The sequence below is a fragment of the Cryptosporangium arvum DSM 44712 genome (assembly GCF_000585375.1).
GTDB classification, from domain to species: Bacteria; Actinomycetota; Actinomycetes; order Mycobacteriales; family Cryptosporangiaceae; genus Cryptosporangium; species Cryptosporangium arvum.
The window spans coordinates 3,295,636-3,317,640 of record NZ_KK073874.1; the positions used below are offsets into that span (position 1 = coordinate 3,295,636).

At 68.7% G+C, this 22,005-nt stretch carries 17 protein-coding genes and 1 pseudogene; 2 read left to right on the top strand and 16 right to left on the bottom strand.

The window, feature by feature from the left end:
* Positions 1-734: 734 nt before the first annotated feature.
* The 14 genes and pseudogenes from CRYAR_RS15410 to CRYAR_RS50710 form a co-directional block, all read right to left on the bottom strand.
* Positions 735-1,214: a hypothetical protein gene (locus tag CRYAR_RS15410; RefSeq protein ID WP_035851515.1), complete on the bottom strand. Its 480-nt coding sequence runs from the start codon at positions 1,212-1,214 to the stop codon at positions 735-737.
* The gene (locus CRYAR_RS43100; RefSeq protein WP_245620695.1) at positions 1,211-1,897 is read right to left on the bottom strand and encodes an alpha/beta hydrolase; all 687 of its coding nucleotides are present in this window, start codon (positions 1,895-1,897) and stop codon (positions 1,211-1,213) included. The genes CRYAR_RS15410 and CRYAR_RS43100 overlap by 4 nt, the downstream gene beginning before the upstream one ends.
* Positions 1,837-2,307 (bottom strand): hypothetical protein, encoded by a 471-nt coding sequence (locus CRYAR_RS49580; RefSeq protein ID WP_051570272.1) that lies wholly within the window; start codon positions 2,305-2,307, stop codon positions 1,837-1,839. Before CRYAR_RS49580 ends, CRYAR_RS43100 begins: the two co-directional genes overlap by 61 nt.
* Positions 2,308-2,847: 540 nt before the next feature.
* Entirely contained in the window at positions 2,848-3,150 is a 303-nt protein-coding gene (locus CRYAR_RS43110; RefSeq protein WP_051570274.1) for a WXG100 family type VII secretion target, read from the bottom strand.
* A gap of 196 nt (positions 3,151-3,346) precedes the next feature.
* Positions 3,347-4,279 (bottom strand): replication-relaxation family protein, encoded by a 933-nt coding sequence (locus tag CRYAR_RS15425; protein WP_051570276.1) that lies wholly within the window; start codon positions 4,277-4,279, stop codon positions 3,347-3,349.
* A gap of 90 nt (positions 4,280-4,369) precedes the next feature.
* The gene (locus CRYAR_RS15430) at positions 4,370-6,694 is read right to left on the bottom strand and encodes a type IV secretory system conjugative DNA transfer family protein (RefSeq protein ID WP_051570278.1); all 2,325 of its coding nucleotides are present in this window, start codon (positions 6,692-6,694) and stop codon (positions 4,370-4,372) included.
* Positions 6,691-8,391 (bottom strand): VirB4 family type IV secretion system protein, encoded by a 1,701-nt coding sequence (locus CRYAR_RS15435; protein WP_035851516.1) that lies wholly within the window; start codon positions 8,389-8,391, stop codon positions 6,691-6,693. The genes CRYAR_RS15430 and CRYAR_RS15435 overlap by 4 nt, the downstream gene beginning before the upstream one ends.
* Positions 8,388-9,293, bottom strand: a complete 906-nt coding sequence (locus CRYAR_RS15440) for a PrgI family protein (RefSeq protein ID WP_035851518.1) — start codon at positions 9,291-9,293, stop codon at positions 8,388-8,390. The genes CRYAR_RS15435 and CRYAR_RS15440 overlap by 4 nt, the downstream gene beginning before the upstream one ends.
* Positions 9,290-10,417 (bottom strand): hypothetical protein, encoded by a 1,128-nt coding sequence (locus CRYAR_RS15445; RefSeq protein ID WP_051570280.1) that lies wholly within the window; start codon positions 10,415-10,417, stop codon positions 9,290-9,292. The genes CRYAR_RS15440 and CRYAR_RS15445 overlap by 4 nt, the downstream gene beginning before the upstream one ends.
* A gap of 2 nt (positions 10,418-10,419) precedes the next feature.
* Complete coding sequence (locus CRYAR_RS15450) at positions 10,420-10,665, bottom strand: pilin (RefSeq protein ID WP_063725715.1); 246 nt, start codon at positions 10,663-10,665, stop codon at positions 10,420-10,422.
* Positions 10,666-10,908: 243 nt separating this feature from the next.
* Positions 10,909-11,649 (bottom strand): hypothetical protein, encoded by a 741-nt coding sequence (locus tag CRYAR_RS15455; protein WP_157017717.1) that lies wholly within the window; start codon positions 11,647-11,649, stop codon positions 10,909-10,911.
* A 261-nt stretch (positions 11,650-11,910) separates the two neighbouring features.
* Complete coding sequence (locus CRYAR_RS15460; RefSeq protein WP_035851521.1) at positions 11,911-14,310, bottom strand: ATP-binding protein; 2,400 nt, start codon at positions 14,308-14,310, stop codon at positions 11,911-11,913.
* Between the two features lie 15 nt (positions 14,311-14,325).
* Positions 14,326-14,925 (bottom strand): DUF6879 family protein, encoded by a 600-nt coding sequence (locus CRYAR_RS15465; protein WP_035851522.1) that lies wholly within the window; start codon positions 14,923-14,925, stop codon positions 14,326-14,328.
* Positions 14,918-15,186 (bottom strand): annotated as a pseudogene (locus CRYAR_RS50710) (hypothetical protein). The gene CRYAR_RS15465 and the pseudogene CRYAR_RS50710 overlap by 8 nt, the downstream one beginning before the upstream one ends.
* Positions 15,187-15,293: 107 nt before the next feature.
* On the opposite strand from CRYAR_RS50710, the gene CRYAR_RS15470 reads away from it, so the two are divergent.
* On the top strand, positions 15,294-15,581 hold the full coding sequence (locus CRYAR_RS15470) for a hypothetical protein (RefSeq protein WP_035851524.1): 288 nt from the start codon (positions 15,294-15,296) through the stop codon (positions 15,579-15,581).
* Between the two features lie 61 nt (positions 15,582-15,642).
* Here the strand turns inward: CRYAR_RS15470 and CRYAR_RS15475 are convergent, their stop codons facing one another.
* Entirely contained in the window at positions 15,643-16,476 is an 834-nt protein-coding gene (locus CRYAR_RS15475; RefSeq protein WP_035851526.1) for a hypothetical protein, read from the bottom strand.
* Entirely contained in the window at positions 16,473-20,471 is a 3,999-nt protein-coding gene (locus tag CRYAR_RS15480) for an AAA domain-containing protein (RefSeq protein WP_051570286.1), read from the bottom strand. Before CRYAR_RS15480 ends, CRYAR_RS15475 begins: the two co-directional genes overlap by 4 nt.
* Before the next feature lie 391 nt (positions 20,472-20,862).
* On the opposite strand from CRYAR_RS15480, the gene CRYAR_RS15485 reads away from it, so the two are divergent.
* Positions 20,863-21,915, top strand: coding sequence for a serine/threonine-protein kinase (locus tag CRYAR_RS15485; protein WP_211247462.1), 1,053 nt, complete (start codon positions 20,863-20,865; stop codon positions 21,913-21,915).
* Positions 21,916-22,005: the final 90 nt, after the last annotated feature.

Below are 22,005 nucleotides of genomic sequence, written 5' to 3' on the forward strand. Positions count from 1 at the left end.
GTCTGGCGTGGGGCGGTGGACGTCTACCGCGCTGAACACTCGTCTGTCGCGCCGAGGGCGAAGCGCTGCTCTGCCGCTGATGACGGGTGGCGGTGCCGACAGCAGCCGGCGGAACGTCCGTGCATGCCGCGCCGTACGTCACGGCAGCTTTATCGGTCGCGCCCCAGGCTCGGTAGACCACCGCTGACGGTGCGCACCGAGGTTCCCGTGGTCCTTGCACGGTCGCGAGCGTCGGAATCTTTCCGCCGTGCCAGCTCCTTCTGGCGCTTCCGCGGCGGACCCGCACGATCGCGGCAGGGTAAACAGGGCTGTTCGCCAGGTGGCTTCTCGGCCAGGGCAGGCTCGGCGAACTGATCGAACTTGTGGCCGCACAAGGCCCACTCGATTTCGGCACTAATGACGCGATGCAGCGTCCTTCGCCGCCTGATCCCTCTTTTCGAGTCAGGGAATCGTACTTGGACGCGCCACATCGGACTACGCCGACGCGGCGCAGCTTCGTCGCACGCCATGTGCCGATCGTGACAGCAATCTGCCAAAAGGTCAGCCGAATCTGTGGGATTCCTGTGGTGACCCAACGGAGCGAGTCGGCGCCGGCCGCCGAAGCGTGATCGATGCTGCATCCCGCAATCTGCGTCTCACTCAACTAGCCGCGCAGAGTCCGGTCCGCGCTACCGGATGGGACTGTCCGGGATCCGTGCCACTTACGGGCTGGGTCGCTTGTTCTGTCTGCGACTTCATTCGTGGCGGTAGCAGGGTGTGGTGATTTGGAGGGCCAGGACGGTGGGCGGATTGCCGGAAAGAATACGGACGCCGTAGTCGTCGGGGTTGACGCCGGTGAGTTCCGCGCGGGTGTCGGCGAAGGGGCGGTAGGTGACGGTGGTCCATCCGGCGGTGGTCCAGTGGTCGCGGAGGCGCTGCAGGGCTGCGCGGTGTTCCGCGGTGGGCAGGGGCAGTTGGTAGCTGACGAAGACGTTGAAGGGTCCGTCGTCCTCGTCGCCGCAGGCTTGCGCTCGGGGTTGTTCGTCGCTGAGCGGTTGGGTGGCGCCGAGGTCGGTGCGGAGGGTTTCCGCGAGGGCGGCGACGGCGTTCTCGACGGCGGCGGGGGATCGGGCCGACAGCGTCGATGTGGGGGTCGGTGCCGGTTTCGGGTCGGAGTTGGTGCAGGCCGCGGCGAGCAGCAGGACAAGGGCGGCGCCGGCCAGGCGGCGGATCATCGCTGCGGGGGAGGGCCGTAGGGCGCGGGTTCGCGTGGCGGTGCCGGCCGGGGTGGCCCGGCGGCGGCTTGGTCGGAGGTGTGGTCGAGCGCGCCGGGGTTGGCGTCGAAGTAGTCGTAGTCGCCGGTGATGATCGCGGCCTGGTTGGCCAGGCTCTGGCTGGGCAGACCGCTGGGATCCTTCTCCCAGTAGTTTCCGTGTCCGGAGGTGTCGACGTGGAATTGGTTGGCTTCGAAGCGCAGCGCGGTGGGGTCGTCGCCGTGGACGGTGCCGGGAAAGTAGTTGGCGACGTCGTCGTCGGGGGCGGCGCCGGCCCAGACGCGGCGGCGGTCGATGTGGAGGTCGGCGGCGTGGTCGACGGTGGTTCCGGGGGAGCCGGCGACGACGAGGTCGTCGACGGCGAGGCCGTCGCCGTGGGCGGCGGCCCAGCCGGTGGTGGTGGAGCCGTAGCTGTGGCCGACGACGCTGAGGTTGGCGTCGTCGGTGTAGCCCTCGGGGGCGTCGTAGTCCAGCCAGGCGATCACCGACACGTCACCGGCCTCGGGGGTGAGGTCGTCGGCGACGTCCTGAAGGTTTTCGGCGCGGTGGAGCATGAGACCGGGTACGTCCTCGAGTTCGGTGTTCAGGCCGGGGACCATCGTGGATACGTGGGCGGCGGTGTCGGGGTTGCCGACGGCGACGATGGCGCGTCCCTCGTGGTGTGGCCGAAGTCGGGGTTGAAGCCCAGCAGGTAGAGGTTGCGGTCCTCCAGCTTGCTGTGGAGCTTGCGTGCCGGTTCGTAGCTCTCGTCGTAGATCGGGCCGCCCGGGGTGCCGTAGAGGGCGTCGGCGTTGGCCTGCATCTGGGCAATGTACTGGTCGAGGCGGGTCCGGTTGGCGTGATCGCGGGCGATGGCCGGGATGCCGTTGAGAGCGCCGATCTCGCTCGGGTAGGCGGTCAGATAGGCCTGTCGCTGGTCGGCGGTGAGGCCCTCCCACCATTCGCGAACGACCCAGGCCGACTGCCCGCGCGGAATCTCTGCCCGGTCCGCGCCGAGTAGCGCGGCGTTGTCGCGCGCGTCGGCGGCGGCGTTGAGGACCTCCGAGGGGCTCATCACGCCGCTGGGTGGATGTTCGTAGCGGGCCAGCGCGGTGGCGTACTCGTCGTCGAGGCGGGTCGCTTCGTCGAGGATGTCGCTGATCTGATCGGCGAAGGACTGGGCGGCCGCGTTGTTGCGGCGGGCCGCGGTGAGCGCGGTGTGTTCGTCGGCCGATTCGGCCGGGGTCAGGTAGGCGGGTTCGACCGTGCCGTCGGCGCGGACCCTGGCGCCGGCGTCGGTCGCGGCCTGCGTCAGGTCGGTCAGGCGTCGTTGGAGTGCGGTGAATCGGGGTGGCGGCGGCGTCCACCAGGGAGCCGACGGCCTGTGCCTGTTCGGACAGGAGGCTGAAGCCCTGGTCGACGCCGTCGAGGTGGCGGTAGGCGGCCGTCGCGGCGTCGCCGTCCCAGCGGCGCCGGTGGATCGGCGTGATCAGATCGGTTCGGGCCTTCTGTTCCAGGTCGGCGAACTTCGTCGCGTATCCCCGCCAGGCGGCGCCGAGGGTCTCGAGGTCGGTCAGCCGCGCGTCGCGCAGATCCTCCAGCGCCACCACGGGGATCAGTACCGGTCCAGCGCGCGGAACTCCGCCGCGGTGTCGTCGTCGGAACGCCGGTAGCCGGTGGCGGCGTCGGCGAGCGCGGTTCCGAGTTCGTCGAGGTAGTCGCGGTGGCGGTTGAGGGCGTCCGACCAGCCGTAGGCGAGCCGTTCGAGAACGTGCCGGGTGCGGAAGCCCGGCACCGCGCCCCCGGTGCCGAGTGTGTCGGACTCGAGGGCGGTCTGGTGCGTACGGACGGTGCCGCCGAGCTCGTCCACCGCGCCGGACGCGGTGAGCAGCGCAGCCGGATCGACACGTGTGCTCATCGAAGCCTCCCCGTGGGAAGTGTCCCGCCCGGACGCATCCCGCTCGACGCTGATCGGCGGCAGCGCGTCACAGTGCGAGCGCGATGCGTCGATCAATCACCACAGAACGCACGTCCAAGAAGTGCACGGGGTTCACCGGTCGTGTGAGCCGAGGGTCGGCAATAACTCGGGACCTATGGCCCGCTGGACCTTCTTCTCAGCCTTTCAGCAGATGAAGCGGGTGCTCGTCCGGTAGCGGCGGCCCGGGCGTCAGCGGCCCGGGCTGACCGTGGTTGCTGGGCAATTCGGCAAGGGGCACGCGGTGGCGGCCGTTGCCGGCGAGCCGCCAGATCGGTCCGAAGGGTCCGACGACGTGGTAGCCGGATTCAGCGCAGGTGGATGCAATGACGAGAGTCGGTTCGGGTCGGTCGGCCAACCGGCGGTGCAGATTCTGCTCTCGGGCCCGGCTGGGCAGGACGAAGAGCAGCGGATACCGCGGTCCGGCTTCGGCACGGAGCCGCCGGTGGGAAGCGAGCTTGTCGACGAGTCGGCCGAGAGGTTCGGTGCCACGGTCGAGCTCGAGGAAGAACCCGGTTTGCTGGGTTCCGTCGCTCCAGACGCCGTGGCCGTCCGGATTAATGCGCCGACCGAACCGGGCAGCGGTCTGGCGCTCGGACCACCACCGAAGCAGACCACCTTCGGAGCGACGGCGGCCGTCGGCGAGCAGCGCAGTGAAGAACGCATTCGTCGCGAGCGTGTGGTCAAGAATTCGGCTGGAGTAGACGCGATCCTGTCGCTCCCGGAGCGTTTTCAGCGTGGGCGGGTTCTCGTCGCGGGTCAGCGCGACGTACCGCGACGAAAGCAGCCCCGGTAGCCAGCAGATCGGCTGGTTTGAGCCGGGATAGTTGCGGGTGAACCGATCGATGAACCCGATGCGGCGCAGCAGATGGAGCCGATGCCTGGCCGTGCTAGCGGCATCGAAGAGCACGGAGGTCAGCTGATCGGTGGTCAGCGTGGTGTGGTCCTCGAGAAGCAGCGCGATGGTGTGATCGCGGGGAGTCAGACGACGGTCGATCTCGAGGAGCGTCGTCTGACTCCCCGCAGGAAGCTCCCCTCCGGGGGAGTGTCGGGGCGGGCGGCGGGTGACCATGCAGCCTCCTAGCTGCGGTGTTGGCTGGGCAGGGTTAGCCGTGCCCCCGGCAGTTGGCCGACCAGGGGTAGGGCTGCCGGTTGGGACGGGTCAAGGGCTGGGCACGGAGCCGGCGGAGACTCGACGTACTTCGTCCGCGTCGCCAACGACGGCCTTGGGTGGATTGGTGCGCAGGGTGAATGCGGCGGTCTCGCGGTTGCCGATGACGAGCCGGCAGGCGGCCTGGAACGCGTCGAGGTGCGACAGGTCGTGTTCCTCGAGCTCCGGCTGGGTGTGACGAGCGAGCTGCCGGGCGTCCTCGGGAGCGCAGTTGAAGAACACTTTCTGTCGTGCGTTTGCTGAGATCGCGAGCTGGGTTTCCCGGGGTAGCTGGGCGAGGTTCTGGTGGGAGAGGACCAGGCCGAGGTGGTAGCCGCGGGCCTCGGCGAGCATGTCGTCAACCGAGCCGGGCAGGTTGAGGAAGTTGTGTGCCTCGTCGATGTAGGCGAAGGCATCGCGCCGGTCGGTCTCCGGCAGGCGTGCGCGACCGGTGGCCGCTTGCCAGGCGGAGGCGACGACGAACGAGCCCATCAACCTCGCGGTGTCCTCGCCGACCTGCCCTTTGGGGAGACGGGCGAGCAGGATGCCGCCATCGAGGACGCGTCGCATGTCGAAGGAGCTGCGTGGGGATCCGAAGGTGGCTCGGGGGAAGGGACGGAGTAGGACGTTGCGCAGGCGGGAGAGCAGGGGAGCGATGACCTGGGATCGCAGCGGCAGGGGCGCGGTCTCGTACCAGTCCCAGAAGCCTTGCAGGCCTTCCGGGTCGTCGAGGTCTGCGGTGTAGGTGCGGCGGAACGGCCGGTCCTGCAGCAGTTGTGGGATGAGCGTCAGCCGGGCGTCGTTTTTGCGGAGCAGCGTCAGGCACGCGACCCGCAGGACGTCGTCCATCCGCGGTCCCCAGTGCTTGGCGAAGATGCGCCCGAAGATCGACACGACGTTGTCCACGGCGAGGTCGGGGTCCCCGCCGGAGAGCGGGTTGAGGGTGACGCCGGTCGGCTGGTCGGGGTCGATGAGTACGAGGCGTTTAGCGTGCTGCGGCGGGATCCGGTTGATCAGGTCGACTACGAGGTCGCCCTTGGGGTCGATGACGACGACGCCGCGGCGGGCGTGGATGTCGTCGAGAATCATGTTCAGCAGGAGCGTGCTTTTGCCGGAGCCGGTGGAGCCGAGGACGTGCACATGTTGGCGGGCATCGGCCACGGGCAGCGCGACGGCGTGGCCGCCGAGTTCGGCTCGGCCGAGGACCTTGGTGTCGCGTCCGCCGGTGGGTACTGCGGTCGGTACGGGCCGCGGGGTGGCTCGGGCGCGGTCGAGGCCGGGTACCGCGAGGTCTTGCGGCAATGTCGCCAGCGTCGCGAGTTCGGTGGTGGAGAGCAAGAACCCGGAGCGCAGCGAGCGGCCGGCCAGCACCGTGGCGGGGCGTCGTAGGCGCATGCGGCGCGGGTGGTTGCGGCTGGTCCAGAAGCTGAAGGCGGATGCGACGCCGTGCGCCAGCGTGGCCAGCCGCGGGCGGAGGTTATCGGGATCGACCCTGCGGGGGTTGGTGTGGGTGACGCCGTAGCGGAGCGCGACCTCCCACTGCGGCTCGGTGAGCTTGTCGAGAGCAGTGCGACGGTCGAGCTGCGGCCGACGCGGTGCGGGCGCGGCCTGACGCCTGGTCGGTCCGACGAGCTCGCCGACCACGTCCAAGACGATCAGAAGCCAAGCTGCCGGGTCGAACGCCCACCGGGGTGTCCGACCGGTCTGCAGGCCTTCCACTCCGGCGCGAAGCCGGCGGGTCTGCCGCGCGGTGGCCGGGCGCGCGAGAACCTGTACACAGATGGATTCGGCGGCATGCAGGCCGGACGCAGTCGCGAGCAGAACCCGCAGCGGGTCGTTGTCGTGGTCGGTCTTCAGCGCATACCAAGGCGGCAGCGCCGGAGTGAGCGCGCCGCCAGCGTCGATTGCGTCGAGGGGCAGGGGTGGGTCGGCGTCGGTGACGGTGCAGGTCGCTCCGGGCCAAGCGCCGCGGACGGCGGCTTGCACGGGGCCGGTCGGCACGGTGGCAGGCAGCCACAGGCAGAGGGACAGTTTGCGACCGGACCAGCGGTATTCCAGACCGATGTGGGCCCGGCCGTCGCGAAGCCGGCGGCGCAGCCTGGCGTACAGGATTCCGGTCATGGCGGCCCAGAACGCGGATGCCCCGGCGGGATCGACTTCGGGCGGCGGATTGATGTGGACGAGGTGAGCGTGGCGGGTCATCCGTCGGTGTAGTTGTCGGATGCGTAGCGTCCGGGCAGCCCAACCGACGACGACGAGCGCCACGATCCAGGGCCACAGGTGTTCGGCGACATCGAGCGCCCACTGCGAGGGCGCCGGGAGCGGCTCGGCGATCATGAGAGCTCCAGGTCACCGGTGCAGAGCTGGTGTTCGCGGGGAGAGGCGACGACGTCGAAGGCCACCCGGTGGGTTCCGGAGAGCAGCAGTCCCTGGCCGCGGCCGGCGCTGAGCAGTTGCCGGGCTTCTCCGCCGGTGAGGCCGAAGGCGTCGGCGACGAGCTCGATGGCCTGCGGGGCTTGGCGCAGCAGGATCTGGGTCGCCGCGTTGGCGATGACGATCTGACCGAGCTCGGAGCCCAGCAGGTCGCCGACGTCCTGGGTGATGACGGCGAGCCCGGCCCGGCGCTTGCGCGCGGACTTCGCCAGCCGGGCCAGGAACCGGGCGCCCTCGCCGTCGCGGAGCAGCGTCCAGGCCTCGTCGACCACGACGAGCCTGCGCGGGGCGGCGGTGACGGGTGTGTCGACGTCCCGCCAAATCGCATCGAGCGCGAGCAGCATGCCGGGGGCGCGCAGCTCATCGGGCAGTTGACGGGTCGACCAGCACACCAGCTGCCCGCTAGGCACGGTGGTGGTCGGGCCGTCGAAGAGGTGCCGGAACGAGCCGGTGGTCCAGGGCGCGAGTCGTGCGGCGAGCGTGGTTCCGGCCGCGGTGTCCTGCGCGGTGAGCGCGTCGGCGACATCGCGGAGCAGCGGTGCTGGGCGTCGCCACGTCGCCGGGTCGTTGGTGATTCCGGCGTTGTTGTAGGCGGTGTTAATTGCGCCGTCGAGCGCGGCGCGTTCGGTGGGCGGCGGCTGGTGGCCGAGGAGCACGGCGATGAGGGTGTGCAGGAACAACGCGCGGTAGGTGCGCGCCTGCGGTCGGCGGTCTCCGGGTGGGATGTCGAGCGGGTTGAGGCGGACGCCTTCGGCGCCGAGGGCCAGGGTGACGCCGCCAACGGCGTCGACGAGGCGGAGGTATTCGTTGTCCGGGTCGATGATCGAGACGTGCACGCCATCGGCGAGTGACCGGAGGATCTCGAGCTTGACGAGGTAGCTCTTGCCGGCGCCGCTGCGGGCGAGCACGACGCTGTTGGCGTTGTGTTGGGTCCACCGGTCCCACCAGACGACGCCGTGGGAGGCGGGATTGAGGCCGTAGAGCACGCCGCCGGCGGCGGCTGGTTCTCCCGGTAGCGGTGCGGGCAGGTCCGGGCTCGCGAGGGGGAACATCGCGGCGAGTGCCTCGGTGTCCATGACCCGTCGCATGTTCAGGCCGTCGGTGGCCAGGGGCAGGCAGGTGGTCCAGCCCTGGAGTTGCCGCCAGGTGGCTGGTTGGGTGTCCAACAGCATCGACGCCGCGGTGGCGCGCACGTCTGCCACCGCGTCGTCAAGTTCGTCGACGGACTGGGCGTGGACGCTCAGGTAGAGGCCGACGCGGAACAGTTTGGATTCGCCGCGGGCGACTCGGTCGGCGAGCTCTGCGGCGTCTTCGGCGGCGGCGTCGGTCAGCGGATCGCCCAGCCGCCCGGTCGCCGCGTCGTCGCGGCGGGTGGATTCCAGACGAGCACGTTGGCGCCGCAGTTGCGTCGCGGCGACCGGAGCGGGGAGCGGATCGAGGTGGACGACGACGTCGAGGCGCCCGGGCCAGGCCAAGAGCGGATCGAGCCAGGCCGGTCCGACTTCGGCGGGGTAGCCGGTCACGACCAGCGTCGCGGCGTACCCGTCGCCGACCTGGACGTATCGGGGCGTGTTTTCGATTGTCGGGGCTGGATTCTTCATCGTGGGGCGCTCCTTCCGGTGAGTACCGTTCCGGGCCGGGCACGTGGCCAGGTCGTGTCGGATGGGGTGTAGGGATCGGTGGCGGCCGTGAGGACGGCGGTCGCGCGGGTGCCGTCGAGAACCGCGGTGCGGGCGCCGAGCGTCGCCAAGGTGGAGGCGGTGTGGTCGGCGCGGCGCAGAACGTCGGATCCACTGCTGGTGACGGCGATGAGGACGGTTCGCTGGAGCGGATCCCGGCGGGCGGCGAGTTCGTCGAGGAAGGCGGCGTAGTCGTTGGCGACGCCGGCCAGGGCCCGGTTGGGCAGCATGCCGGCGGAGCGCGCGATGCGGTGCGCGTGGCCGGAAAGGTCGACCCTTTGGGTCGTGACGACGATCTGGACGGGGGCGGTCAGGCTGTTGAGCCACTGTCCGTAGGCGCCGAGGAGCGCGGCTTGTTCGTGGGCGGTGCGCAGGTCGATGTTGACGGTCGTGCACGCCACCAGTGCCATCGACTTGTTGATGACGCCGGATTCGGCGATCGCGTCGGCAGGCAGCCGCAGGTGCGGCACCGTTCGTGGTGGCCGCTCAGCGTGGGGTGCCCATGCGGGAGTCTGGGTCGGCGGCGCGAAGCGCTTCGGAGCGGGCAGATGGCGGAGCGCGGCGAGCAACCAGGTATCCATCGGGAGGCCATCGCGTTTGCCAAGCGCCAGGACGATCGCCGCGCCGGCCAGCGGAACGAGAACGGCGACAATGAAAGCTGGCGGTAGTAGTCCGTCGGTGACTCGGAACAGGCCAAGGCCGGCAGTGCCTGCGACGGCCAGGACAGCCAGTTGACGGGCGGTAAGGCCGAACGCGATGCGGTCGGGAATTTCGACGTCGGCGGGGATGCGGGCTCGGGGGCTGGTTTCGGGTTCGTGGTTCATCGGTGGTCTCCTCGTCTCTTGAGCGCGCGGGTGTAGACGTCGACGCCCCCGGCGAGTTCTTCGCGGGTGTAGGGGCGGACCGGGCGGCCGGTGGGGTAGGCGACGCCGACCCTGCCGGGGCCGGCACCGGACGGGCGAGGCAACGGCCGCTGGGCACTGGGCCGAGTCAGCAGTAGCCAGGTGCCGTCGTGGTTCGACCGGTCGCGGGTCGGTGCCACGGCACGGCTGAGGACCCGCTGGGCGTTGCGCGTCAGCTGCTGGATTACTGCGACCCGCACGATCGTCCCGATCGTCGAGGTGCGGGGTTGCGCCACGAAGCGGCGCATCAGCGCGGGGATGCGGATGATGCCCAACAGCAGGCACAGGATGACGAAGAGGTTTATGACTTCGCCCGTGTCGTCGCCGAGGCCGAGCATCGGCAGGTTGGCCTGGGGGTCGAGCAGAATCGACAGCGTCAGGTGCAGGGCAACGGCCTGCAGGACGATGACGGTCAGGGCGCCGAGGAGCGTCCGCCACCACGTCTTCGCCAGAGCGTCGGTTTGCGGTATTCCGTGCAGGGCCAGCGCGATCGGCGCGACACCGACGGCGACGATCAACAGGCCGAGCCGGACGATCCACTGCACGAGCAGCATCCCGGTGAGCACTGCGATGATCACGCCGATCGCGAGCAGCAGAAAGCCGCCGGGGCTGGTGACATCGTCTGAGGTCAGTGCCGCGACCGTCAGGTCCCTGAGTTGCTGCACGGCCCCGTTGCCGGCGATGGGCCGATCGGTGAGGGCAACGATCAACGCGTTGGATCCTTGGATGACTGCCGCGCAGATCTGGGTGGCGAAGTTCGCCGCGATCAGGCCGACGATCAACCGCGGGATGAGCTCGCCGGGGCCGACTGTGGACTGGATGGTGCCGCGACCGGCGACCAGGATCGCGACCCAGAGGAACGCCAGCACGTAGCAGCCGTTGACGATGTTCGTGCTCGTCCGGGCAAAGGCCGTCACTTGCGGCAGTACGGTGACGTCCGGGCTGACGAACACCGTGGTGGCCAGTAGGTCCCACAGGGTGTTGAGGATGCCGACGACGGTCTGGGCGAACCAGGTCAGTAGCGAGTCCACGATCCAGCTGCCCACGGCTACACCCCGAGCCAGGACTTGACGATCCCCAGCAGGATCGGCGCGAGGACCGCCAGGGCGTAGCCGATCAGCGCCGATCGGATCGCACTCTTGCCCTTCTCGGCTTCGGTGGGGTCGCCGCCGGCGGCCATGATGCGTAGACCACCGATGGTCAGGAACAGGGTGGCGACGCCGACGAGCAGACCGACGACCCAGACGGTGATGTTGGCGATGATCTCCGGTAGTGAGTTGACGGCGATGTACACGGTTCCTCCTTTGTGGGGTTGCGGGACGCGCCGCCGGGGACCGGGGCGGGGCCGTGGGAGCGCTGCTCCTTTCAGCCGTGGGTGATCGGGTGCGAACACGGCCACTCAGGCCGGCCGCGCCCCGATCCCCGGGGCGCTGACGCCGGCCCGGGGTCGGTCCGACGTCGTGCCCACCAAGGCGCGTGAACCAGCGCCAACCACGAGGCCGTCGGGATTGTTCGGACCCAACGGTCGGTCAACAGGTCAGGTCGTCCGGGGGCGTAGGGGTACGAGCGACAACTCGCCGTCGCTGATAGCGGTCACGAGGCGCCGTTCGGCCCGACGTCGCCAGGCGGATGCGAGGCCGGCGCCGATTCCGATTCGCGCGCCGGCCTCCGCGAGCGTGAGGCGCTCAAGGCGGGTCGCAGCGATCAGGTTGGCCTCGTCGGCATCCAGGACACCGGCCGCGACCGACCGGGCGAGGACCAGGTCGGGGTGGTCCGATGGCGCGATTGGTCCTGCCGTATCAGTAGAGATGGCCCGAGCATTGGATTCGGCGTCGCGGGCCTTGCGCGCGGCGCGAACGCCTGCGTCGATGAGTCGGCCGCAGATCCGTGGTGCGTCGAGATTGATGGTTTTGAGGCGGGCGACGAAGCCTGTGAGGAGCTCGGCGTCGAGGTCGCTCGTGTCGCCGCGCCAACCGGCCGCGGTCGTGCCCGCAGCGCGGCGGAGACCGGGCATGGCGATGCCGACTGCGACGACGACCCAGGTGGGTCCGTCTCGGCGAGCGCGGAGGACGAGTTCACGCCAGACGGAGTCGCGGGTAAGGAGGGTGGTACCGGGCTTGAGTAGCAGGCGGCGAAGCTGATCGAGTGGCACCGGCCCCTGCGGAAGGTCGGTGACTTCACGGCCGTCGAACTCCAGTGGAGTGGGCGGATGGACCAGAAGAGCGAAAGCACGATCGGCGGCAGCCAGGGGAGACGACGGCCATGAATGCGCAGGCATGAGCGACCTCGTGGGGGACCGGCGCCGCTGCTTCCGACGGCGCGAGGACCCCTATCCGCGCATGCACGCCGAACACGACGGCGGCATCGATGAAGCTGTTATGCCTCCTCAAGCCTGCTAGAGCCAACAGATCGTCGGTTGCGGACGGTACCGAGCTCACAGCAGCGAGCGCTAACGAAGCAGGTCCGCGACCCGTTGATCGCTGTTGCCCGAACTGCTCACCGCGCGGCGCTCGGGTCCCAACAAGAACGAGGGGGTGAGCTACTCGGGCGCCAGCATTGCCAGCGATCGACTGATGGATTCTCGGAGTTGGTCGGTGGCGGGGTCGGCGAGGTCATCGACAAGCGCGAGCGCCTCTTGCCAGTGGGATTCGGCGTCGCTGCGGCGGCCGGTCTTGACGAGCGCGGCGGCGAGGTCGTTGAGGGCGGTGGCGAGGTTCCAGGCCGCGGTGACGGTGCGGAGGATGAGTACGGCGCCGCGGTGGAAGTTGATGGCTTCGTCGACACGGTCCAACCGTTGGTAGATGTGGCCGGTGCCGTTGAGTGCGAGGGCTTCGCGGACTCGGTCGCCGAGCCGGCGTTGGATGCTGGCGGAGCGTTGGTAGCTGATCAGGGCGTCGGCAGTGTTGCCGGTGGCGAGTTGCGCGGCGCCGAGGTCGAGTAGCCAGAAGCCTTCCCACATACGGTTCTCTGCCTCAACTGCGATGTCGACGGCGGCGCGGGCGTAGCGCAGCGCATCCGAAAAGGTGTTTTCGCGGAGGCTGATGCGGCTGAGCAGGCGGAGCGCGTTGCCTTCGCCTTCGGCGCTGTTCTCAGCGCGGAATTGAGCCCTCGCCTGCTCGAGCAGTTCGACAGCTTGGGTGAGCTCGCCGAGCTCGACCAGGGTTCCGGCGAGGTTCAGCTGGGCGAACGCCTGCCAGGAGGCGTCGCCGAGTTGGTCGAAGAGTGCGGCGCTCTGGGCGAAGTGGTTGGCCGCGTTGGTGAGGTGGCGGGCGCGGAGTTTGGTGAGGCCGAGGGCATTGAGCGAGACGGCTTCGCTGAGCTGGTCACCGAGATCCCGTCGGATGTCCAGGGCTGCGGTGTGATGGCGGATCGCGTTGTCGAGTTGCTGGGTCGCGACGTAGGCCATGCCGAGGCTGTCGTGCATTTCGGCCAAGCCGTGCTGGTCGTGGATGGCTCGGGCGGCGTCCAGGCCGATGTGAGCGCTGGCGAACCAGGCGTCGAAGAGATTGTGGCGCATGTAGTAGCGGCGGGTCAGTGCGGCGAGCCGCCACGCGAGTTCTTGGAGTTCGGGCTCGCGTGCGGCGGCTCGGATCGACGCCAGAAGGTTGTCGTTCTCGGTGTCCATCCAGAGGGCAGCCGAGCGTTCAGCGTCAAAGTCCGGTGGAGGTGTCCTTGGGGCCTGCGCGGGAAGCGGGATGGCGAGGTCGAGGATTCCGATACGTGATTCGGCGGCGTTCGCTGTGTGGGCGTACCAGGTGATGACCCGGCGGAGGGCCGCGATCCGGCCGGGCCCAGCGTCGTCGCGGCCTTGGTCGATGGCGAAGGCGCGCAGCAGGTCGTGGAACTGGAACCGGTCGGGGGCGATCTGGTCGATCAGGTGCGCTCCGGCGAGCACGTCCAGGAGGTGCCGTGCTGTGCCGAGGGTGTCTCCGATCAGGGCTGCGGCGGCGGGCGCGCTGAATTGTGGTCCGGGGTGCAGGCCCAGGAGCCGGAAGAGCTGTGCGGCGGGTTCGGGGAGCGCGCGGTAGGACCAGGCGAACACGGTGCGGACGGCGTCGGATTCGTCGTCGTCTTCGGCGGACAGGGCGTCCCAGAGTGCGTATTCGTCGCGGAGGTCGCGGATGAGGTCGATAGGCATCAGTGGTCGGCTGGCGGCGCGTTCCGCGGCGACGCGGAGGGCGAGCGGCAGCCGTGCGCACAACCGGGCCAGCTCCGTGATCTGTTCCCGGTCCTCGTGGGGGCGGTAGGCGTTGGTCAGGTTGTCCAGGAGAGTGACGGCGTCGGTTTCGGGGAGGACGTCGAGGGTGATGCGTTGGGCGCCGTCGCGGACGGCCGGCGCGGACAGCCGGCTGCGGCTGGTGACAATGACGAGGCAGTGCGCGGTGCCGGGTAGGAGCGGGCGGACTTGGCGGACGGTGGCGACATTGTCCAGGAGGATGAGGACGCGTCGTTCGGCCAGGCGCGATCGGTAGAGGGCTGCGCGGTCTTCCACGTCGGTGGGGATCGCGGTCGGTGTGACGTCCAGCGCGCGGAGGAACCGGTCGAGTGCGTCGGCGGCGGTGAGGGGTGCGCCGGGGTCGTAGCCGCGCATGTTCAGGCAGAGTTGGCCGTCGGGGAAGCGAGGGGCGACGCGGTGGGCCAAGTGGATCGCCAGTGCGGTCTTCCCGACTCCCGCGGTGCCGGCGAGGACATAGACCCCGGTCCGGGGAAGCTCGTCCGGGTCGCTGGCCCACAGGGCGTCGATGATGCCCAGTTCGTGGTGTCGGTTGACGAATCCGCGGACGTCGGCGGGAAGCTGGCGCGGTGTCCCGGCGGGTGGGGCGGTCGGTGTGTGGAAGTGGACTCCGCCGTGGACGTCGCGGGCTTGGACGACGTCCCCGGCTGACCCGGACAGGTCGGAGCTGGTGGAGTCGTCGTGGGGTCGATCTCGTCCCGGCATGAGATCTCGACCGCGCTATCCGACCGGCGGGGGTAGTGGTGCGACCTCGCGTTCGAAGAACGTCTGGATGTCTTCGCCGGTGGCGAACATCTGGCGAAGTGACTGACGGCAGGCTGCGGTCAGCTCCCGGTCGATGTAGCGGGCCGCGCCCGCGGCGATGCCCTCGTCGTCGTAGAGGACTTCGTAGGTGACGTCCGCGCCGAGCAGCACCAGTTCTGGGAGTGGTTCGAAGGGCTGGGCGGTCTCGGGTCCGATGACGCGGACCTGGTCGGCGGTCTCGGCCACCAGCCGCAGGAGATGCAGTTCCCAGGCCAGGTACGGCGTCAGCGGGAGTTCGACGACCCGGACCCGGAACGCGTCGATGTTCTCCTCGGCCAGGCGACGGCCCTCGGCCTCCAGGTCGGGGCGTTGTTCCTCGATCAGCCGCAGCGCGGTCGGCCAGTCGCCTGTGTTGAAGGCGCGCCAGCTTTCGTCGCGGGGTTCCTGGAAGGTTTGGCGGCGTTCGATTTTCCAGAAGCCGTCGGGGCCGGCGTTCCAGAATCGGTCGCCGAAGTCCGCGCGGTACTCGGCGCTGGTCAACTGCGTGCCGTGGGCGTGGTTGAGCAAGTCACGCATCCGGCATGACCGCCTTGGCCGCCAGGATCGTGGAGCGGGGGATCACCACGAGACGCTCGATGGCGGCGATCCGCAGGCCTGGTGGGAGGCGGTCGCGGTAGGACTGCGTCAGGTCGTGGCCGACGACCGCGACGTCACCGTTGTCGAGTTCCCAGATGTCCGGGCACTCGGTTCGGCCGCCGGTGGTCCCCAGTTCCTCGGGGGACTCCCGAGGCGGCGGAGGAGCGCGGCAGACTCGTCCGGCTTCCAGGCGTGGGTCACGACGATTCCTCGACGGCAGGGCTGCGTGCTCAGGGTAATCGGATCGTATCGAGTTGTGACGGGAGTCGGCTGGTGAAGGGCATCATGGGCAGATGAGTGCTCGGCGGGTGGCGTTGCTCGGCACCGGCGTGGCCGTCGTCGTGGTGGCTGTGCCATTTGTCTTTCTCGGGTCGGCGCGGGCCGTGGTGATCGGGGCGCTGGTTTCGGCAACGGCGGGGGTCGCAGCGGTGGGTGTCGCGGTGTGGGCGGCGCTGCGGCAACCGACGGTGGACGACGCAATCGCGATCCAACCGGAACCGGGTGCGGTGTCGAACGAGATCTCGGGGACCGTGCACGGCGGCGTGGTGCAGGCTCGGGACATCGACGGGGACATCCGCTTCAACCGCCCGGGCTGAATGGCCGACACTACAAACGCGCTGGCCCGGTGCGGTTCTGGTGACGGAGTTCGGGCACCCGTCATGGCGCGCTGGCTCCGAGATCGTTGAGGGCCGCGATCGTTACGTCCCAGCAGATCTGGACGGTGTCGCCGTCCGGCCAGTCGTTGTTGGCCCATTGCTGTCTGGCGTGAACGTAGTTGCGGAAGCCGCGTAGGCGTCCGGAGAACTCCTGCGCGTCTTTCTGTAACCAGCCCTTCCGGTGGGCGTGGCTGATGAGCTGCGCGAGGCTCGGCTCGCCTGGTGTTCCGTCGCGCCGTCGGGGACACAGGCGGTCTAGTCCGTCTGGGTCGCGGGCCGCGATCACCTCGTACAGAAGCCCCTCCAGGACGCTGCCGAGCATGACGATCGCGGCGATCGGGCTGCCGTACTCCCGGCAGGTCGCTGCCTCGCTCAGCCGGTCGTTGAGCACCCGTCGCTTGATCGGGTCGTCAACCAGCAGGTCGAGCTCGGCGGTGAGCACGACGGGAGCGGTCTCGGCCGCTGCGACCAGCCGCGGGGTGATTTCGAAGACACGAGGTCGCCCGCCCTCGTAGCCGACTTTCAGTCCATCGAGCGCGAGGCACTTGTTCAACGCGTCGCGAATGGTTCCCGCGGCGTCGGGGTCGCCTGGGTACTCCCGCGGATCGCAGAGTCGGCAGAGAGCTCGGTCGATCGCGGCGGGGTCGTCGGCCCGACCCTCCAGACACCCGACGACCCAGGACACCTTGGGCGACCCGTCGTAGTCGGGCGGCTGTTCCCAGTTGGCGTGCCGGAAGAACCGGGCCAGCTGCCAGCCGGCCCGTTCATAGGGGCCCTCGATGTCGCAGATGATCTCAGCGACCGCGCGCACGGTATTTGGGTCGAGTCGGCTCACCGTGTCTCCCTGGCAGCCTGGATGGCGGTGCCGATCGCGCTCTTGATGCGGGGACCTTGCCGCTTGAAGCCCAACTCGGCCATCACCGCACGCAGAAGTTCCTCGTTGTCCCGCAATACGCCGTCGCTCTTGACCCATTTGACGATGCGCAGCAGGTCGCGCGGGGGGTACTCGGAGATGGGTTGCCCAGGCTGGAACTTCGGCCGTGGCAGGGTCCGCCGACGTTCGGCCGGCGCAGCCGCGGTGGGGATCGTCACCGGGGTCTCCGCTGGTGCGTCGGCCGTCAGGACGGCGGCTTTCCACGCTTCCTGGACACGTCCGACCTCGCCTTCCGGGTCGCGGAACCACTGCGTCGACCAGATCCGGTGGAAACGCCAGCCGAGCCGCTCCAGGTGCTCCTGGCGGAGTCGATCGCGATCGCGGGCAGATCCGGACGAGTGGTAGGTCGCGCCGTCAGCCTCGACCGCGAGCACCATTCGCCCCGGCTGATCGGGGTGGGGCAGCGCGAAGTCGATCGTTGCTCCGGACACCCCGTACTGGGGTCGAGGATCGAGGCCAGCGGCCGACAGGCGATCTAAGACATCCTGTTCGAATCCGTTCAGGACGCGGGGCTCAGTGGCGCCATCGCGGAGCACCGCCTCGCCGTGCTCGGCGTAGTGCAGAAATCGGCGAAACAGTCGAGCGCCGGGTTTGCTCAGCCGAGATTCGTCCAGGTCGGCGGACGAGAACGTCGCGACGACTGTCATGCGCCTCCGGGCTCGGCTGATGGCGACGTTCAACCGTCGTTCGCCACCGTCCTTGTTGAGCGGACCGAAGTTGTGGTTGACCGTGCCGGTCGCGCCTCGAACGCCGTAGCCGACCGCGAACAGGATCACGTCTCGTTCGTCGCCTTGGACCCGTTCCACCGGCTTGACGAAGTACGGTTGCCAGTTCCCACCGGGCTCGGCCGGACGGCCGAAGAAGCCCTGTAGGCCTGGGCGATCCTGCAGCACTTTCCGCAGCTTGGACTCGATCCGGTCGGCATGCTTCTCACCGAGGGTGATGATGCCCAGCGTCTGCGTCGGTGTGGTCAGCGCATGATCGACGGCCAGTTCCACCACAGCGTCGACTTCCTCGGTGGCGCCACCTTGTCCAGCGACGGCCGAACCATCGACCTGGTGGAACGAGATGGGGCGCTGCGCGCTGATTCCGGGGAAGGTGGTCAGCGCCCGGTCGTAGATGTGCTCGTTGGAGAAGGCGATCAGCCGCTCGTCGGTGCTGCGGTAGTGCCAGGTCAAGCCGTGCTGGTCGAGCAAGCCGGTGTCGAGTACCTCAAGGATCGACTGGAAGTCGGTCAGCGTTACGCCGTCGTCGTCGATTTCCTCGTTCGGACCACCGGTGGCGAGGGCCAATTCGAAGAAGTTCGTCGGCGGTAGCTGTCGCTCGTCCCCGGCGACCACGAGCCGATCACCGCGCATGATGGAGGTGATCGCATCAGCTGGGCGTACCTGGCTGGCTTCATCGAAGATGACCACGTCGAATAGCCGTTGAGGCGGTAGGACCTGGCTCACGACCAGCGGTGACATCGCCCAGCACGGGCGGGCCGCGAGCATGAGGTTCGGTGCGCCGTCGAGCATCTTGCGCAGTGGCGGGTGGTTGCGCACCTTCCGTGATTCCTTTTGGACCAGCGCCTTCTCAGCCGGATAGTCGTTTCGTGCGTTGTTGAGGTGTTCGGCCACCCGGTACCGCACCCGGGCGGCGGCCTCTCGGAGGTGGTCCCGGTCTGCGGTGCGGAAGCGCTCGCTGGCCGCGTCGTGAACCGGTGCCTTGAACGTCCGGTAGGCAGCCACTCCCGCCCGCATCTCGGCGAGGATGCCGGTGAGCCACGCGGCGCGCAGACGGGTGACGCCTTCGTCCACGCTGACCCCGAGTGGTTGCAGCGCGGCGAGCACCGGACCGAGTCCGGCGGCCTCGAGCCGGCGCCGTGCCTCGTTGAGCTGCGGCAGGTTGACCAGCGTTTGCTGGTCCTCGTGGAGTCGGCGGACGGTCTGCTCGGCGTCGGCATCGCCGAGATCGTCGAATCGGGTGGTCACCAGGACCGCGCCTACCAGAGTCAGCTCCCGCTGCGCGGCGTTGAAGTGGTCGAGCACCTCCTCCAGCCCCGCAACCGAAACCGGCCCGGCTCCGGTGGGGGAGAGTGTCTGCCAATCCTCCCGTTCGGAGATCGCCAGGAGCAGATCACGGTGCAGCACCGCGCGTTTGCGCTGTCCGTCACGACGCCGGTCACGGAGTTCCCGGACGAGTCGGCGCCGTGTGCGCCAGCCGGGTTGATCGGATCGGCCGCGGCGCCACCGCCGGGAACCGGAGGCGTCGGCGAGCTGCTCCAGTGGCAGTCCGAAGACCTCCGGCCCGAACACCTGAACGGTTCGTTGTACCCGTTCGAGTAGGTCAAGAGTCACCCGCCACGCGGAGAGGCTGGCCGGCCGGGGCAGCCCCGTCTGGTCGAGCGCGTTCTGGAGTGACCGCCGCGCGTCGGGGAGGGTGGAACCCACCAGATCGTCGAGAACTTGACGTAACTGCTCGACCTCGGCCGCGGTGTTGACACTGGCATCCGCCCAGGGAGTGGTGTCCGGGGTGATTCGCAGGCCGTCGAGTTCGAGATAGCGCCGGAGGTCTTCGCTGACCGCGTCGAAGGCCGAGCCACCGAGGTTGCGCACTGCCCGGAGCGGCATCGTCACTCCGGTCCGCAGCGCGGACGGGATGCCTAGGAGCTCGCTCTGCGCGTCGAACGGGCTGAGCCCCCATGGCATCACCGGCTCGTGCATCGTCCGCCGATAGGCAAGGAGGTCACTGCGATCACGGCTCAGCCGCGTGTGCAGTTCGCCCACCTGCCGTTGTTCGGCCTGCCCGATCCTCTCCATGCTCTCGCGGACCTGGGCGATGACCGACTTCCGGTCACCGGCACCGGAGTGCAGGTCGAAGACCAGATCAGCCAGGCCGACTTTGTTTAGCCGGTCGACCACCGCGTCGATCGCGGCTCGTTTCTCGGCGACGAACAAGACTGTCTTCCGCTCCGCGGCGAGGGCGGCGATGAGGTTGGCGATCGTCTGGCTCTTGCCGGTGCCCGGCGGACCCTTGATGATCACGTGCCGGCCGCCCAGAACGGCGTCGATCGCCCGGGATTGCGACGCGTCGGCATCCAAGACCAGGTGTTCCGCGCTGGGCGTGATGGCGTCCGGCCCTGGACGTGCGGTTCCGGTAGGGGCGGCCGCCAGCGCTTCTCTCGCCCCAGGAAGGCCAGCGATCGCCGCGATCACCGGGTGACCGGCCAGCACTGACGCCGAGGCCCGCAGGTCGCGGACGATCGGGAGCTTCTCGTAGCTGAAGAAACCCAGCACCAGAGCATCGTCCACCCGGAAGTCAGTCAGCCGACCCGCAGCGGTTTCCAACGTGGCCTGTACCTCGGCCAGCTTCCCGTAGGCATCAGTTCCGTCCGGCCCCAGCAGAGTTGACTCGTCGAGTTCCACACCGTGCTGGCGGCGAAGGAAGTAGGCCAGCACGAGATTCGGTTCGATCGGTCCGCGGAGTTCCAGATCGAAGTCCTCCTGCGTCGGCGAGCGCGGAGTGATACGGAGTGGGCAGAGCAGCACCGGCGCGTGCGGCTGTTTGGTGACACCGAGAGAGTCGGCAAAGCGCCAGCTGGCCATCCCCAGGGCGATATACCCCGCATTGATGCCCTGTTCCTCGTCGATCGTCCGGATCTTCTTGGCGAGACTTCGGACACGCGTCCGGACCTCGGATCGAGTGTCGAGGTCCGGGTAGAGAGTGGAGAGCCGAACGACCTGACCAGCTAATAGCCGCTCGATGGCCGCTGCTGACGCTTCCGCGAGGTTGAGCGTGCTCGTCCCGTTCTGTCGAAAATAGAGGAGGTTGTTCTTGTACGACAGGTCGATGAGCTGCTGTTCCCATTCGCCGATCTTCTGCTCGATCGCGCGTTCGAGCACGCCATCGTCCATCAAACTCTCTCCGCCCACCGAAAATGATCACCGGAGCCACAATGCTCAGGATTGAACGCTTCAGAATCAAGAAGAACAGCTGCAACGTCAAGGCGAATTCGCCGATTTACGGCCGACGCGCGGGCTACCCGTTTGGGCGGCAGGAGTCGGTACTTTCGGGTTGATCGGCTTCTGGTTCGTCACTTCAGCCCCAACTGTCCCATGTAGAACCCACTGTTTGTTGCTGCGCAGAGGTTCGTTATCTTCGGCCTGTGTTCGTGTTGTTACTAAGCTGGCGCCACGGTTCACGCAGATAGGCGTTCGAAGACACGAGGAGTGACCGGCGGTCATGGGTGAGGCCTTCGATCGGGTGGGTCGATACACGATCGCTCAGGCGCTCGGCTCCGGTGGGATGGGCGAGGTCTACCTGGGCTATTCGCCGGCCGGCGATCCGGTCGCGGTCAAGCTGATCCGCGAGGACTGCCTCAACACGCTGGTGCGTGCCCGGTTCGAGAAGGAAGCATTGATCGCGCGGACCGTAGTGGGTACCAACCGCGTCGCGCGATTCCTGGACGCGGAGCCGCTGGCCGACCGTCCCTGGTTGGCGATGGAGTACATCCCTGGCGCGACGCTCCAGGCCTGGGTGGACGCCAACGGGCCGTTACCGGACGTATTGGTCGCCAGCCTCGGGGCCTTACTGGCCGAAGGCCTCGCCGCCGTACACGCTGCCGAACTGCTGCATCGGGACTTGAAGCCGCAGAACATCATCCTGGGTGACTACGGTCCGGTCATCATCGACTTCGGCTTGGCGGCGTTCACCGACGCCGGGCTGGGGTCACTGTCTCGCCGCGGCATGATTGTCGGCACGGTCCGTTGCATGCCGCCCGAGCAGGCCGAAGGTAACCCGCAGGTGACGACCGCCGCCGACGTCTATGCGCTGGGCACCGTCCTGCTGTACGCGGCCACGGGGCACTACCCGTATGACGGGCCGACCTGGCAGTCGATCGTCCTCCAAGTCGCCAACCCTGCCCTCGAGCCCGATCTCACCGGCCTCCCCGGCGCGCTCCGGCCGCTGATCACCGCGATGTTCGCGCACGAGGCGACCGACCGCCCGACCCTGGACACGGTGACCAGCACCTGCGCCGACCTGCTGCGGCTGGCCGACGTGCATCCGGTCGTAGCACGACGCGCGCTGATCGACCGGACGACGGCCCCTTCCTCCCCCCGGGTGGTGAGCACCCTGACCCTGTCGATCGAGGATGCGCTCTCCGATCTGGCCGGCGGCTCTGCCGACGAGGGATTCCGGCTCGACCAGGAGGAGACACCGGCCTCCTCGACGGCCAGCGACGCAGCCGAGAGCCCTAAGCAGGCGTCGGATCACGAGAGACCGGCGCCGAGGTCGTCGCCCCAGGCGAGGATCGCCGCGCAACTGCGTGACGCCTACGCCGTCGGCGCCCCGTTCTGATCCGAACCACCGCCGAGCCAGCCACAGGAGCGCGTGTGACAGCCCCGACCGACGCCGAACCGTCGTCGTTCCCCCCGGGCGCCCAGGTCG

Coding starts and splice junctions, on each gene's coding strand:
- CRYAR_RS15410 (WP_035851515.1), bottom strand. CDS start 1,214: ATGATCCGCCGCCTGGCCGGCGCCGCCCTTGTCCTGCTGCTCGCCGCG.
- CRYAR_RS49580 (WP_051570272.1), bottom strand. CDS start 2,307: ATGAGCCCCTCGGAGGTCCTCAACGCCGCCGCCGACGCGCGCGACAAC.
- CRYAR_RS43110 (WP_051570274.1), bottom strand. CDS start 3,150: ATGAGCACACGTGTCGATCCGGCTGCGCTGCTCACCGCGTCCGGCGCG.
- CRYAR_RS15425 (WP_051570276.1), bottom strand. CDS start 4,279: ATGGTCACCCGCCGCCCGCCCCGACACTCCCCCGGAGGGGAGCTTCCT.
- CRYAR_RS15430 (WP_051570278.1), bottom strand. CDS start 6,694: ATGATCGCCGAGCCGCTCCCGGCGCCCTCGCAGTGGGCGCTCGATGTC.
- CRYAR_RS15435 (WP_035851516.1), bottom strand. CDS start 8,391: ATGAAGAATCCAGCCCCGACAATCGAAAACACGCCCCGATACGTCCAG.
- CRYAR_RS15440 (WP_035851518.1), bottom strand. CDS start 9,293: ATGAACCACGAACCCGAAACCAGCCCCCGAGCCCGCATCCCCGCCGAC.
- CRYAR_RS15455 (WP_157017717.1), bottom strand. CDS start 11,649: ATGCCTGCGCATTCATGGCCGTCGTCTCCCCTGGCTGCCGCCGATCGT.
- CRYAR_RS15460 (WP_035851521.1), bottom strand. CDS start 14,310: ATGCCGGGACGAGATCGACCCCACGACGACTCCACCAGCTCCGACCTG.
- CRYAR_RS15465 (WP_035851522.1), bottom strand. CDS start 14,925: ATGCGTGACTTGCTCAACCACGCCCACGGCACGCAGTTGACCAGCGCC.
- CRYAR_RS15480 (WP_051570286.1), bottom strand. CDS start 20,471: ATGGACGATGGCGTGCTCGAACGCGCGATCGAGCAGAAGATCGGCGAA.
- CRYAR_RS15485 (WP_211247462.1), top strand. CDS start 20,863: ATGGGCGAGGTCTACCTGGGCTATTCGCCGGCCGGCGATCCGGTCGCG.